This is a genomic window from Neisseria sp. HMSC065C04, assembly GCF_001815375.1.
GTDB classification, from domain to species: domain Bacteria; phylum Pseudomonadota; class Gammaproteobacteria; order Burkholderiales; family Neisseriaceae; genus Neisseria; species Neisseria flavescens_D.
This window is the reverse complement of sequence record NZ_KV820422.1, coordinates 118,272-130,917: the sequence shown is the minus strand read 5'-3', so window position 1 is coordinate 130,917 and position 12,646 is coordinate 118,272. Positions and strand designations below refer to the sequence as shown.

Annotated in this window: 12 protein-coding genes; 1 reads left to right on the top strand and 11 read right to left on the bottom strand. The window is 50.9% G+C overall.

Features of this window, described 5'->3' with window-relative positions:
* Window positions 1–111: 111 nt before the first annotated feature.
* From lpxA to frr, 11 genes are all read right to left on the bottom strand, one after another.
* Entirely contained in the window at window positions 112–888 is a 777-nt protein-coding gene (gene lpxA / locus HMPREF3022_RS09560; RefSeq protein ID WP_070765542.1) for an acyl-ACP--UDP-N-acetylglucosamine O-acyltransferase, read from the bottom strand.
* A 74-nt stretch (window positions 889–962) separates the two neighbouring features.
* Window positions 963–1,412, bottom strand: a complete 450-nt coding sequence (gene fabZ, locus HMPREF3022_RS09555) for a 3-hydroxyacyl-ACP dehydratase FabZ (RefSeq protein ID WP_003681704.1) — start codon at window positions 1,410–1,412, stop codon at window positions 963–965.
* A gap of 74 nt (window positions 1,413–1,486) precedes the next feature.
* Entirely contained in the window at window positions 1,487–2,527 is a 1,041-nt protein-coding gene (gene lpxD / locus HMPREF3022_RS09550) for a UDP-3-O-(3-hydroxymyristoyl)glucosamine N-acyltransferase (RefSeq protein ID WP_049328731.1), read from the bottom strand.
* Window positions 2,528–2,627: 100 nt separating this feature from the next.
* On the bottom strand, window positions 2,628–3,137 hold the full coding sequence (locus HMPREF3022_RS09545) for an OmpH/Skp family outer membrane protein (RefSeq protein ID WP_049332968.1): 510 nt from the start codon (window positions 3,135–3,137) through the stop codon (window positions 2,628–2,630).
* A 111-nt stretch (window positions 3,138–3,248) separates the two neighbouring features.
* A complete protein-coding gene (gene bamA, locus HMPREF3022_RS09540; protein WP_049332970.1) occupies window positions 3,249–5,651 on the bottom strand; it encodes an outer membrane protein assembly factor BamA in 2,403 nt (800 codons plus the stop codon).
* A gap of 3 nt (window positions 5,652–5,654) precedes the next feature.
* Window positions 5,655–6,995, bottom strand: coding sequence for an RIP metalloprotease RseP (rseP, locus tag HMPREF3022_RS09535; RefSeq protein ID WP_049332972.1), 1,341 nt, complete (start codon window positions 6,993–6,995; stop codon window positions 5,655–5,657).
* Between the two features lie 131 nt (window positions 6,996–7,126).
* On the bottom strand, window positions 7,127–8,308 hold the full coding sequence (gene ispC / locus HMPREF3022_RS09530) for a 1-deoxy-D-xylulose-5-phosphate reductoisomerase (RefSeq protein WP_049333171.1): 1,182 nt from the start codon (window positions 8,306–8,308) through the stop codon (window positions 7,127–7,129).
* A gap of 117 nt (window positions 8,309–8,425) precedes the next feature.
* On the bottom strand, window positions 8,426–9,175 hold the full coding sequence (locus HMPREF3022_RS09525; protein ID WP_003747899.1) for an SIMPL domain-containing protein: 750 nt from the start codon (window positions 9,173–9,175) through the stop codon (window positions 8,426–8,428).
* Between the two features lie 33 nt (window positions 9,176–9,208).
* On the bottom strand, window positions 9,209–10,003 hold the full coding sequence (locus tag HMPREF3022_RS09520; protein WP_070765541.1) for a phosphatidate cytidylyltransferase: 795 nt from the start codon (window positions 10,001–10,003) through the stop codon (window positions 9,209–9,211).
* A gap of 5 nt (window positions 10,004–10,008) precedes the next feature.
* Window positions 10,009–10,755 (bottom strand): isoprenyl transferase, encoded by a 747-nt coding sequence (locus HMPREF3022_RS09515; RefSeq protein ID WP_070765540.1) that lies wholly within the window; start codon window positions 10,753–10,755, stop codon window positions 10,009–10,011.
* Between the two features lie 57 nt (window positions 10,756–10,812).
* On the bottom strand, window positions 10,813–11,370 hold the full coding sequence (frr, locus tag HMPREF3022_RS09510; RefSeq protein WP_003747893.1) for a ribosome recycling factor: 558 nt from the start codon (window positions 11,368–11,370) through the stop codon (window positions 10,813–10,815).
* 535 nt (window positions 11,371–11,905) lie between these two features.
* Between frr and HMPREF3022_RS09505 the strand changes: the two genes are divergently transcribed.
* Window positions 11,906–12,511: a hypothetical protein gene (locus HMPREF3022_RS09505; protein ID WP_234398657.1), complete on the top strand. Its 606-nt coding sequence runs from the start codon at window positions 11,906–11,908 to the stop codon at window positions 12,509–12,511.
* Window positions 12,512–12,646 lie beyond the last annotated feature (135 nt).

Here is a 12,646-nt window from a genome sequence, read left to right as displayed (position 1 = left end):
CCCGTTTTCAGACGGCATCAGCGGCAAACAGACAGGAAACTGCCCTACTGCGCGGATTTTTGCAATCCAAAGGCCGTCTGAAAAAGTTTCAGACGGCCTTCAATCCATCAATCAACGGATAATGCCGCGTGTGGATTGTGCAAAAAAGTCTTTAAATACCGCCAATTCGCTTTGGGTTTCGGCGCGTTTCAGAATCTCTGCCTTGGCCTCTTCAAACGGAATACCGCGATGGTAAATGGTTTTATACACATCTTTGACGGAGGCAATCTGTTCGGCGGTAAAACCATTGCGGCGCATACCTTCACTGTTGAGGCCGGCCGGTTCGGCACGGTAGCCTGCAGCCATGAAGTACGGTGGTACGTCTTTGTGTACGCCGGCGGCAAACGCGGTCATGGCGTAGTCACCGATTTGGCAAAATTGGAACACCAGCGTGTAGCCGCCCAAGACGACGTAGTCACCGATGGTAACGTGGCCTGCGAGTGAGGCATTGTTGGCGAAGATGGTATGGTTGCCGACCACGCAGTCATGGGCGAGGTGGCAGTAGGCCATAATCCAGTTGTCGTCGCCGATACGGGTTTCGCCGATGCCTGTGACCGTACCAAGGTTGAACGTCGTAAATTCGCGAATGGTGTTGCCGTTGCCGATAATCAGCTTGGTCGGCTCGTCGCGGTATTTTTTGTCCTGCGGAATTTCGCCGAGGCTGGCAAATTGGAAAATGCGGTTGTTTTCACCAATGGTCGTATGGCCGTTGATAACGACGTGCGGGCCGATTTCGGTATTCGCGCCGATTTGCACATTGGGGCCGATGATGCTGTATGGGCCGACTTTGACGCTGGAGTCAAGTTCGGCTTTAGGGTCGATGACGGCGGTCGGATGGATAAGGGTCATGCTGTCTCCTTGCTGTCTGATACAGGTATTGCCTGCAAGATGCCGTCTGAACTTTCAGACGGCCTGTCCCATTCTTACACCACGCGTTTGGCGCACATAATCACGGCTTCAACGGCAACTTGGCCGTCGACTTTGGCAACGGCGTTAAATTTGCCGATACCGCGTTTGTTGGTCAGCAGCTCGACTTCAAAAACCAGTTGGTCGCCGGGGATGACTTGGCGTTTGAAACGGGCGTCGTCAATACCGGCGAAGAAGAAGAATTCGTTTTCTTTGCGGCCGCCTTCGCTGAGGATGGCGAGTGTGCCGCACGCTTGCGCCATGGCTTCGATAATCAGCACGCCGGGCATCACGGGCAGGTCGGGAAAGTGGCCTTGGAACTGCGGCTCGTTCATGGTGACGTTTTTAATCGCAGTCAGGGTTTTCATCGGTTCGAACGCAGTAATGCGGTCGAGTTGCAAAAACGGATAACGGTGTGGGATAAGTTTTTGAATGTCTTTGGCTTCAATCGGGAGTTGTACGTCCATGATGTTCGTCTTTCCTTGTTTGTATTGGGTTTAAACGTATTCGGATGCGGGGGCGCGGACTGTTTGCGCCGCCTTTAGGCTTCGTCGCTGTCGGCAAGCTGTTTCTCCAGCGTTTTGAGGCGTTTGTTCATTTCGCTCAAACGGTGGATATAAACGGCATTGCGCGCCCAGTCTTTGTAGCCCGACATCGGGAAAATACCGGCCAGATGCTGGCCGCTTTCGGTAATGCTGTGGGTAACGGATGTACCGCCGCCGATGGTGGTTTTATCGGCGATTTCGATGTGTCCGACCGTGCCGACGCCGCCGCCGATAATACAATAATTGCCGATGGTGACGCTGCCGGAAATACCGGTCTTGGCGGCGATAACGGTGTGCGAACCGATTTTGCAGTTGTGGCCGATTTGGACTTGGTTGTCGATTTTGGTGCCGTTGCCGACGGTCGTATCGCTCATTGCGCCGCGGTCGATATTGGTGTTCGAACCGATTTCCACATCATCGCCCAGCGTGACTGCGCCGGTTTGCGGAATTTTAAACCATGAATCGCCGGCAAAGGCCAAGCCGAAACCGTCCGCGCCGATGACGGCGCCGCTGTGGATTTCGACACGGTTGCCCAAAGTGCAGCCGTAATAGATGACGGAGTTGGGATGCAACACGACTTCATCGCCCAACGTGCAATCGTGTTGGACAACGGCATTGGCCAAAATACGGCAGCCTTCGCCCAATACGGCATTCGCGCCGATATAGGCATTCGCGCCGATTTCGCAGCTTGCCGGCACTTTGGCGCTGGCCTCGACAACGGCAGTCGGATGTACGCCGCCCTGTGCTTTGACAATCGGCGAGAACAATCGTGCCACTTTGGCAAAATAAAGATAAGGGTCGGCAGCCACAATCAGGTTGCGGCCTGCAAATTCGTCTGCGGCTTTCGGCGACACAATCACTGCGCCTGCCTGGCTGTCGTGTACTTCGGCTTTGTATTTCGGATTGGCCAAAAAGCTGATGTGTTCCGCCTGCGCCTGATCCAACGGACGGACGGCGGTAATGGCGATGTCTTCGCCTTTCCATTCGCCGCCGAGTTGGGAAACGATTTGGGACAGGGTGTATGCTTGTGAAGTCATGATAATCTGCCGTCAAGATGTCAGGCCGTCTGAAAGATGCCGGTTTGGGTTTCAGACGGCCTTAGGTTTGTCTATATATCACATTCGCTGCCGAGCAGAGTCAGTGAGCATTTAGGGCTTTGATAACGCTGTCGGTAATGTCGTAACGGCCGTTGACGTAAATCACGTCCTGCAAGATGAAGTCGTAACCTTCGCGCTTGGCTAAATCGACGATGACGCGGTTGGCATTTTGCTGGAGCGCGGCGAATTCTTCATTGCGGCGCAGATTGTAGTCTTCTGCCAACTCGGCCTGCTCCTTGCGGAATTTCTGTACCAGATTGCGCCACTTTTGGGTTTCCGCTTCCCTTTGGCTGTCGCTGAGCTTGTCGCCGCTCAGTTTTCGCTCCAAAGCCTCGCCTTCCTGTTGCAACTTTTGCAAGGCGGTTTGACGGCTTTTGAACTCTTTTTCCAAAGTCATCTGAATGCTTTGCGCCTGCTTGGATTCCTGATAAACGCGCTCGGTATTGATAAAACCGATTTTCTGCACGCCATCCGCCGCCGCTTGCGGCAACAGCGCGAAACCCGGCAGGGCTACGGCGAGGACACGGAGGGTGTCGGCTATTTTACTCATGATAAAAATCCTTGCTTGAAAACAAACGGGCGGTTTGCAATAAGCTTGCCGCCAATCTGCCATGAGGCCGTCTGAAACGGACAAACCCGGTTTCAGACGGCCTAAACATCATCAGAATGTCGTACCGAGTTGGAATTGGAAGCGTTGGATTTCGTCGCCTTCTTTTTTCTTAATCGGATAAGCATAACTGAACTTCATCGGACCCAGCGGAGAGAGCCAGGTCACGGCAGCACCGGCAGAGTAACGCAATTCGTTTTTGAATGTCGATTTGTGCGTTGTACCTACGCCATACACGTTTTGGAGCGCGCCATTGGTGTAATAAGAATTGCTGCTGCTGTCGTTGTAGGTTTTGTCATCCCACACGCTGCCCGCATCGGCAAACAGGCTCAGACGGACGGTACGAGAGTCTTTAATGCCTGGCATCGGGAAGAGCAACTCTGCGGAAACGTTGGCTTTTTTGTTACCGCCGTAGCTGATTTTCTCGCCGTATTCGTCATAGACTTTCGGGCCCAGCGTACCGCTTTCAAAGCCGCGGACAGAACCTAAACCGCCGCCGTAGAAGTTCTCAAAGAACGGCATGGTTTTGGTTTTGCCGTAGCCGTTGCCATAACCGACTTCGCCACCCAGCATCAACGTGAAATCTTTGCTCAACGGGAAGAACCAAGTTTGGTTGTGGGTCAGGGTGTAGTATTGCAGGTCGCTGCCCGGCAAAGCGATTTCGCCGTTTACGCCGGTCAGGTAACCGCGGGTCGGCCACAAGGCATTGTCGGTTTTGTTGCGGCCCCAGCCGATGGTACCTTTGTACAACCAGCCTTTGAAGTTACCCACGCCGTTGCCGTTGCCTTTACCGTATTGGTTGATAAAGTCGGCATAGCGTTTAGGCGCGCCTTTGTAGGTGTTCACGGTCAGACGCTCTGCGGCCAAACCGAAGTTCACACGGTCATATTCGGTAACTGGAATACCGATACGCAAACCGCCGCCGAAAGTTGTGGTTTTATATTGTTTCGCGCTGGAAGAAGCTTTACGCGGGTCGTAAGTCTTACCATAAAGGTCGTAGCCCAAGCTTACGCCGTCAGGTGTGAAGTATGGGTCGGTAAACGACAATGAGCCGTTTACTGTGGTTTTACTGCGGGAAGCGCGCAGGGCAACGGATTTACCCGTACCGAACAGGTTGTCTTGAGCCACACCGGCAGACATTACCAAACCGGTATCCTGAACCCAACCTGCGCTCAAGTCGAGCGAGCCGGTAGAACGTTCGGTCAGGCTCATGTTCAGGTCAACTTGGTCGGGCGTATTGGCCACAGGAACCGCATCAAATTGAACGTTGTCGAAGTAGCCCAACAACTCAACGCGCTCTTTAGAACGTTGCAGTTTGGCAGAATCGTAAGGCGCTGATTCCATTTGGCGCAACTCGCGGCGGATGACTTCATCACGGGTTTTGTTGTTGCCGGTAATGTTGATTTCGTTCACATAGATTTTGCGACCCGGTTGAACGGTCAACACAAAATCAACGGTATGCGTTTCTGCATTTGGAATCGGTTGGACATTGATTTCGCTGAATGCGTAACCTGCCTGACCCATGCGGTTTTGAATGGCTTCGAGCGAATTGGACATTTGCGCGCGCTCGTACCATTTGCCCGGCTTCATGGTCAGCAGTTTTTCCAAATCTTCTTTCGGCACTTCCAGCGTATCGCCTTCGATGCGTACATTGCCCCAGCGGAAGCGGTCGCCTTCGCTGACGGTTACTTTAATGGTCTGCTTGGTTTTGTCTTCGTTGGTTTGGATGTCGGTATCCAAAATACGGAAGTTGAAGTAGCCGTTGTTTTGGTAGTAATTGGTGATTTTTTCCATGTCCTGAGCAAATTTTTGCTCATTGAACTGGTTGCTCTTGGTGATCCAAGTCCACATGCCGCCTTCGCTCAGGGACATTTGTTTCATCAGACGGCGGTCGGAATAAACTTCGTTGCCCTCAAATGAAATATCGGTAATCTTGGTAGATTTGCCCTCTTCGATGGCAATATCAATAGACACGCGGTTGCGGGCGAGTTTGGTTACGGTCGGAGTGATTTGGACAGACTGTTTGCCACGGCTCAAATACTCTTCTTTCAAACCGGCAACGGCTTGGTTCAGCGTTGCTTGGTTGAAGTATTGGGATTGCGCCAAACCAAATGCTTCAAGGTTTTTCTTGATGGCATCGTTTTGCAGCATTTTCGCGCCGGTAATATTGAGCGAGCTGATGGTCGGCCGCTCAATCACGGTCAGCAGGACTTGATTGTCCATGGTTTCGACGCGTACATCGTCAAAGAAACCGGTTGCGTAGAGTTTTTTGATGATTTCTTCACTGCGCGCATCATTGAAATTATCACCGACTTTAACGGGCAGGTAGTTGAAGACGGTACTCGGCTCGGTGCGTTGCAGGCCTTCGACGCGGATGTCCTGAATGGTAAAGTCAGCCAATGCCATTGGCGACAGGCTCAATACCATTAAAGCGGAAGCAATCTGGTTCAGTTTCATAAATTATCCAAACAAACGGTTGATGTCATTAAAGAAAGCCACAGCCATCATCAAAAGCATGGCTGCCAGTCCGAAGCGCAGGCCAACTGCCTGTATGCGCTCGCTCAAAGGCTTTCCGCGTATCCATTCGGCGGTATAGAAAACCAGATGTCCGCCGTCTAAAACGGGTACGGGCAAAAGGTTCAACACGCCTAAGCTGATGCTGACCAAGGCCAAAAATTCGAGGTAGCTCTGCAATCCGAGTTTGGCGGATTGTCCGGCGACATCGGCAATGGTCAGGGGGCCGGAAATATGGTTCAAAGAGGCATTGCCTGTAACCAGTTTTCCGAAAAATTTGAGGGTCGTCCACGAATAGTTGACGGTTTTGTTCCAACCCAATTCAAAGGCTTGGGCAACGGAAGGCGTATAACGGTAGCGGATGGTTTTATCCCACTCTTTATCCGCTTGGGCAGCAAGCCCTGCTCTACCCACCAACACTCCTGCCGACTGCTCGACGCTGTCCGGCCGGATAGCGGTTGCCAGCACTTTGCCGTCGCGCTCGTAAGTCAGCTCGATTCGTTTACCGGGGCTGGCGCGGAAGAGTTCCGTCCATGCCTGCCAGCTTTCGATGGGCTTCCCATCGGCGGTCAGCAGTTTGTCGTTTTCCTTCAAACCTGCTTTTTCGGCCGGACTTTTGGCCAAGACTTTGCCGATGCGGTTAGTAATTCTAAAAGGCAAAAGGCCGATGTTGCCTTGGTTTTTCGCAACTTTACCTGCTTCAGGCGTGCCGGCAGCATCAATTATGCGGACGGCTTGGGTATTTGAGGCCGTCTGAACAGCAACTTTTACAGGGCCGGCTTCAAGGTTCAATACCATCTCGGTTTGCGCATCGCTCCAGTCTTTTACGGCGATTCCGTTGACCGATACAATCTTATCGCCTGCCTGAAAACCTGCTTTGGCGGCAATACTGGCAGGCTCGACCATGCCGACATAAGGGCGCAACTCGGTTACGCCGAAGGAAAAGCTCAAACCATAAAGCAAAACGGCCAAAATCAAATTGGTCAAAGGGCCGGCGGCGACAATGGCGATGCGCTTGGCCGGATGCTGCTTGTCAAAAGCGTAGGGCAAATCTGCTTCCGCCACCTCTCCTTCGCGCGTATCGACCATTTTAACGTAACCACCCAGCGGAATCGGGGCAAGACACCACTCGGTATCGCCGCGTTTTCGGGTAAAAAAGGGCTTACCGAAGCCAACGGAAAAGCGCACGACTTTAACGCCGCACCAGCGGGCAACAATATAGTGTCCGAACTCATGCAGGCTGACCAAAATCAGAATGGCGACGATAAAGGCTAAAAAGGTTTGCAAAAAAATCCCCTGTATGAAATGTGATAATCAACGGATAAGACCGTCTGAAAACCGATTATAAAGGCAGTTGTTCCATTTTGTCTGCCTAAATGCCAAGCGGTTGACGTTTCAGACGGCCTGTCATTGAAGCCTTATTGTTTGCCGATAAAGGCTTCTGCCTGCCTGCGTGTTTGCGCGTCTTGCGCCAGCAGGCCTTCGATATCGTGACGGCCGTCTGAAAAATCTTGGGCAAGGCAGTGGGCAACGACTTTGGCAATATCGGTAAACTTGATGCGTTTATCTAAAAAAGCGGCCACGGCCACTTCGTTTGCGGCGTTCAACACGCAAGGTGCGGCGCCGCCTGCATTCATGGCCTGATAGGCAAGTTTCAAACATGGGAAACGATCAAAGTCAGGCTTTTGAAAGGTCAACGCGGACAATGCGCTAAAATCCAACTCGCCCACGCCGGAATCGATGCGTTCGGGCAAGCCCAAGCAATAAGCAATCGGCGTACGCATATCGGGATTGCCCAACTGCGCCAATACCGAACCATCGCGATAACGCACCATGCTGTGTATCACGGATTGCGGATGGATGACGACTTCCAGTTTTTCCGGCGGACAGTTAAACAGCCAATGCGCTTCAATCAATTCCAAGCCCTTATTCATCATTGACGCGGAATCGACGGAAATTTTTCGCCCCATGCTCCAATTCGGATGCTTGACCGCCTGCTCGGGCGTAATGCTGTCAAATGTACTTAAATCGGTGTTAAGGAAGGGCCCGCCCGATGCAGTCAGGATAATCGAATTGATGCCGTGCTCATTCAGACGGCCTGTGTAATCCCTTGGCAATACTTGGAAGATGGCGTTGTGTTCGCTGTCAATCGGCAAGACGGCGGCGCCGTTTTGACGGGCAGTTTCCATGAACAATGCGCCGGAAACCACCAGCGTTTCTTTGTTGGCCAGATAAATGGTTTTGCCCTTGTGAGCGGCAGCCAAAGCCGAGGGCAAACCGGTCGCGCCGACAATGGCACACATCACGCCGCTGACTTCATCGGCCGAAGCCACATCAATCAGGGCTTGAGCACCATATAAAACCTGCGTACTGATGCCTTCTTGTTTGAGTTTCTTTTCCAGCTCGGCGGCATGGCCGGCATCGCCGACAACGGCATATTCCGGGCGGAACTGTTTGCATTGCGCCGCCAGCTTGTCCACCTGCCTATGCCCTGCCAGCGCGAACACGCGGAATTTTTCGGGATGGCGGGAAACAACGTCCAAAGTGCTTTCGCCTATGCTGCCGGTACTGCCTAATATGGTCAGAACTTGTTGTGTCATGGTGTGTTCTTTGTGTGCTGTGCAAACGGTATTCATTGTGTTTGAAATAGATTTCTTTGCCGTTTCCAATTTTCAGACGGCCTTTTACCTCCCGGCTAAACAGGCCGTCTGAAAGAATTACTCAATGCCGTATTCGATGGTAACAACCAGTCGGACTTGTTTGCCGACGGTGCTTTTATCGTAAGAACCGCCGTACTCGTCGTCCTCGCTGCTGCCGGTGTCGGCATAGATGTTGAACGAACCTTGCGAAGCAGAACGCATGGCGCCCACTTTGCCGCCGCCGGTTTTGGCAAATTCGGCCGCGCGTTTCTGCGCATCCTCAGTCGCCTGCGTAATCAAATCGCGTTTGATGGTTTCCAAATTGCCCAGCAAATATTGCGGATTGTCGAAACGGATGAATTCGTTTTGCGCACGGAAATTCAAAATGGCGCGCTGGGCGGCTTGGATTTTGTCCAGTTTTTTGGTGTTGACCACAATATTGAGATCGCCGTCGTAGCCGTTGGGCGTGCGGGTTACGTTGCCCAGTTCGTCACGGGTTTCATTGAAAACGCGCGACACTTCGGGCAGGCCCACTTTCATTTCAGCCGCCGTAAAGCCTTGCTCGCCCAAAAATTTAGACAGCTTCTTGCGTCTTGCCGTCAGCAAATCCAAAACTTCCTGATAGCTCTCGCCGTGCGCGTTCACGCCCGTATTCCACGTCGCGCTGTCGGATTGGAAGTTTTTCTCCGCCAAACCTTTTACGGTGATTGTCCCCGGTTGGCGCAGATTCTTAAACTGCACGCCCAAAATAAACGCTGCAGCCATCAATCCCAGTGCCAACAATACGCCCAAGATCGATAAAGATGAAATCTGTTTTTGTTCGGACATAATCAGCTCCCCCAACCATGTGAGACAGGCGGTTTAAAACAAATATACAAAGGCGGCATAAATGCTGATAACGGCAATCAGGCTGTCCACACGGTCGAACACGCCGCCGTGTCCCGGCAACAGATTGCTGCTGTCTTTGATACCGGCCGCACGTTTGAGCCAGCTTTCCAGCAAATCGCCGCACACGCTGACAACGGTCAGAATCAAGCCGATCAAAATAGTTTTTAACCAACCGGCTTCAAAAGCCAGCCAACCGGCTTTCCATACGATGGTCATGTACACGGCAACGCACAATGCGCCGCCGATCGCACCTTCCCAGCTTTTACCCGGGCTGATGGTCGGCGCAATTTTGCGCTTGCCAAACGATTTGCCGCAGAAATACGCGCCAATATCGGCCACCCATACCAAGCCCATAATCGCCAATAAAGACAGTGCGTCTTCAGGCTGAGGACGCAGGTAAACCAATGCGAACCAAAACGGCATCACCAACAACCAACCGACCGTGTAAGCCTGCCAGCCGCCGTTTAGTTTCCATTTCGCTTTCAGCCACCAAGGCATGACAATCAGCCAAAACGCCAATACGACACACCAAACCAAATTGGGCAACTGCCAACCGCCGGCATAGGCAATCACGCCGAACACCAGCGTTGACGCCAAATAATGATTGATTTTCAGCTTGTCCAAGCCGCTCATGCGGGCATATTCCCACAAAACCAACATGGCAATCAGGCCGCAAAACGCCGCCCACAGCCACATAGGTGCATAAAACAGCATGACCAGCATCAGCGGCAAGAGCCACAGCGCCGTTAAAATCCGTTGTCTCAACATAATTCTCAACCCCGTTGCTGCTCAAGCGGCAGCTGTTCGGAAGTCCGCCCGAAGCGGCGTTCCCGTTTTTGGAACGAAGCAATCGCCTCGTTCAACGATTTCTCATTAAAATCAGGCCACAGCGTATCCGTAAAATACAATTCCGCATACGCCATCTGCCACAGCAGGAAATTACTGATGCGCGTCTCGCCGCCGGTGCGGATAAACAAATCCGGCTCGGGTGCATCGCCCAACATCAAATAGCGCGACAACGCCTCTTCCGTAATCTCAGTTACACCCTCGGCAATCAACTGATTTGCCGCCTGCAAAATATCCCAGCGGCCGCCATAATCGGCGGCAATGCTCAAAGTCAAACCGGTATTGTTTGCCGTCAACGCCTCTGCCGCCTCAATCCCCTTCAGGATTTCAGCGTTAAACCGCTCGCGGCTGCCGATGACTTTCAAGCGCATATTGTTATCGTGCAAACGGCGCACCTGCTTTTGCAAAGCCTGCAAAAACAGCCCCATCAGAAAAGAAACCTCTTCCTCGGGGCGTCGCCAGTTTTCAGTCGAAAAAGCAAACACGGTCAAATACCGCACACCCAGCTCAGCACAATGCTTCACCATGTTCTCCAACGCATCCAAGCCGCGCTTATGCCCCATCACACGGGGAAAAAAACGCTTCTTTGCCCAACGTCCGTTGCCGTCCATAATCACGGCAATATGTCGGGGGATGGCAGAGTGTTCCAAAATCGTCTGCGTACTGCTTTTCATGTCTGCCTTTCAGGGAGCAAACCGTCCAAAGGCCGTCTGAACGGTTTGCACACAGGATTAAATCGCCATCAAATCTTCTTCTTTGGCCGCCAAGAGCTTGTCTGCCTCAGCAATGTATTTGTCGGTCAACTTCTGAACCGCTTCCTCGCCGCGGCGGGCTTCATCTTCAGAAATCTCTTTGTCTTTCAACAATTTTTTGATGTGGTCGTTTGCATCACGGCGCACATTGCGGATAGACACACGACCCTCTTCCGCCTCGCCGCGTACCACTTTGATCAAATCTTTACGGCGTTCCTCAGTCAGCATAGGCATAGGGACACGGATCAAATCGCCGACAGAAGCAGGGTTCAGGCCCAAGTTGGAATCACGGATCGCTTTCTCGACTTTTGAAGCCATATTGCTCTCGAAAGGTTTCACACCAATCGTACGCGCATCCAAAAGCGTTACGTTTGCCACTTGGCTCACAGGCACCATGCTGCCCCAGTATTCCACTTCCACTTGGTCGAGCAGGCCGGTATGCGCACGGCCGGTACGCACCTTAGCCAAGTTTTCTTTCAATACTTCCAGAGAACGCTGCATTTTGCCTTCAGCTGTCTTTTGAATATCATTAATCATCTTATACTTTCAATTTCATAGGAATAAAACAGGATTAACCGAGAATAGTACCGTTAAACCGCCCTCACGACAAGGCTTTACGCCCCAACAGCCTTGTTTTCTAACCGATATTTAACATCAAACAAAATAAAGGCCGTCTGAAAATCTTTCAGACGGCCTTTATTGTTTCAAGCAACTACATCAACTCAGCCTTTTGGCTTGATTTATTTGCCGACTGACCCAAGCAGAAATCTCCCTATCATTTTCAATCGGCATCTAATCTTAATAACTCAAAAGCTAACAGATTGTACTCTTGGTAATTAAAGTTAACTCTCCCTCAATATCTATCTACCATCACTATCGGAAACCTTCTCTCTAAAGTAATGAAGTTCGCAAGGTCGGTCCAATATAATAACCTGTCTTCCTATGCAAATTCTCACATTAGTTTGCAAAATTTGTATAAAAACTGTATTACGTTATAATTGGTTTTATTCGAATCCGTTATTTAATTCACCTGAAAACGAACAGATAAATGCAAATTAACTGGAGAATATCTATGAACAAACTACTCATTCTATGCTCAACATTAGCGCTTTCTGCCTGTGTTGTACCACATCCTTATACTTCAACCGAATATCAAAAATATAAACAAAGTGATTTGAAAGTACCAAACCAACCTTATCCTATACGTTTAGAGGGAGAGTTCGAGCGTAATGGTAAGCCTTTCCCTAAAGTAAATCCGGCTCTAACAAAAGCTGCCAAAATTGCACTAAACGGAACAAAGATTGTAACAGTAGACCCGCAAGCCCAAAACAGCCTGAAAATCCATGCCAACAATATCGCCGATATTGGTGGTGCAGTAGGTAACGGTATAAAAACAGGTCTGACTTTCGGATTAGCAGGCAGTACAGTTCAGGATTACTATCAATTCTACTGTAGCTACTCAGATGGCAAAAAAGAATTAAACCGTTCCGAATTTAATCACGCTATTGTGACTACTATTGGTTTAACCTCCACACCAAAAGAGCTGACTCCCCATAGCAATCTGGATCAGGCATTTATCTCTGTAACTAAAGATATTGTTGTTAATTGCTTAGGCGACTTGCAAAACAAAGGTTTCTTGTTACCTGAAGCGGCCAATACCAATGCCGGCAGCAACTGAAATTTCTGAAGATATTGCCAAAGCTGCCATTATGAAACTGAATATGGCAACTTCAGGTCAATGTTCCAAAGCTCATCCCTAAAACAATCCTTACTTGATATAAAAAGGCCGTCTGAAAATCTTTCAGACGGCCTT

Excerpts from the sequence above, each read along its gene's own strand:
- lpxA (WP_070765542.1), bottom strand. The coding sequence starts at position 888 with ATGACCCTTATCCATCCGACCGCCGTCATCGACCCTAAAGCCGAACTT.
- fabZ (WP_003681704.1), bottom strand. The coding sequence starts at position 1,412 with ATGGACGTACAACTCCCGATTGAAGCCAAAGACATTCAAAAACTTATC.
- lpxD (WP_049328731.1), bottom strand. The coding sequence starts at position 2,527 with ATGACTTCACAAGCATACACCCTGTCCCAAATCGTTTCCCAACTCGGC.
- HMPREF3022_RS09545 (WP_049332968.1), bottom strand. The coding sequence starts at position 3,137 with ATGAGTAAAATAGCCGACACCCTCCGTGTCCTCGCCGTAGCCCTGCCG.
- bamA (WP_049332970.1), bottom strand. The coding sequence starts at position 5,651 with ATGAAACTGAACCAGATTGCTTCCGCTTTAATGGTATTGAGCCTGTCG.
- ispC (WP_049333171.1), bottom strand. The coding sequence starts at position 8,308 with ATGACACAACAAGTTCTGACCATATTAGGCAGTACCGGCAGCATAGGC.
- HMPREF3022_RS09525 (WP_003747899.1), bottom strand. The coding sequence starts at position 9,175 with ATGTCCGAACAAAAACAGATTTCATCTTTATCGATCTTGGGCGTATTG.
- HMPREF3022_RS09520 (WP_070765541.1), bottom strand. The coding sequence starts at position 10,003 with ATGTTGAGACAACGGATTTTAACGGCGCTGTGGCTCTTGCCGCTGATG.
- HMPREF3022_RS09515 (WP_070765540.1), bottom strand. The coding sequence starts at position 10,755 with ATGAAAAGCAGTACGCAGACGATTTTGGAACACTCTGCCATCCCCCGA.
- frr (WP_003747893.1), bottom strand. The coding sequence starts at position 11,370 with ATGATTAATGATATTCAAAAGACAGCTGAAGGCAAAATGCAGCGTTCT.
- HMPREF3022_RS09505 (WP_234398657.1), top strand. The coding sequence starts at position 11,906 with ATGAACAAACTACTCATTCTATGCTCAACATTAGCGCTTTCTGCCTGT.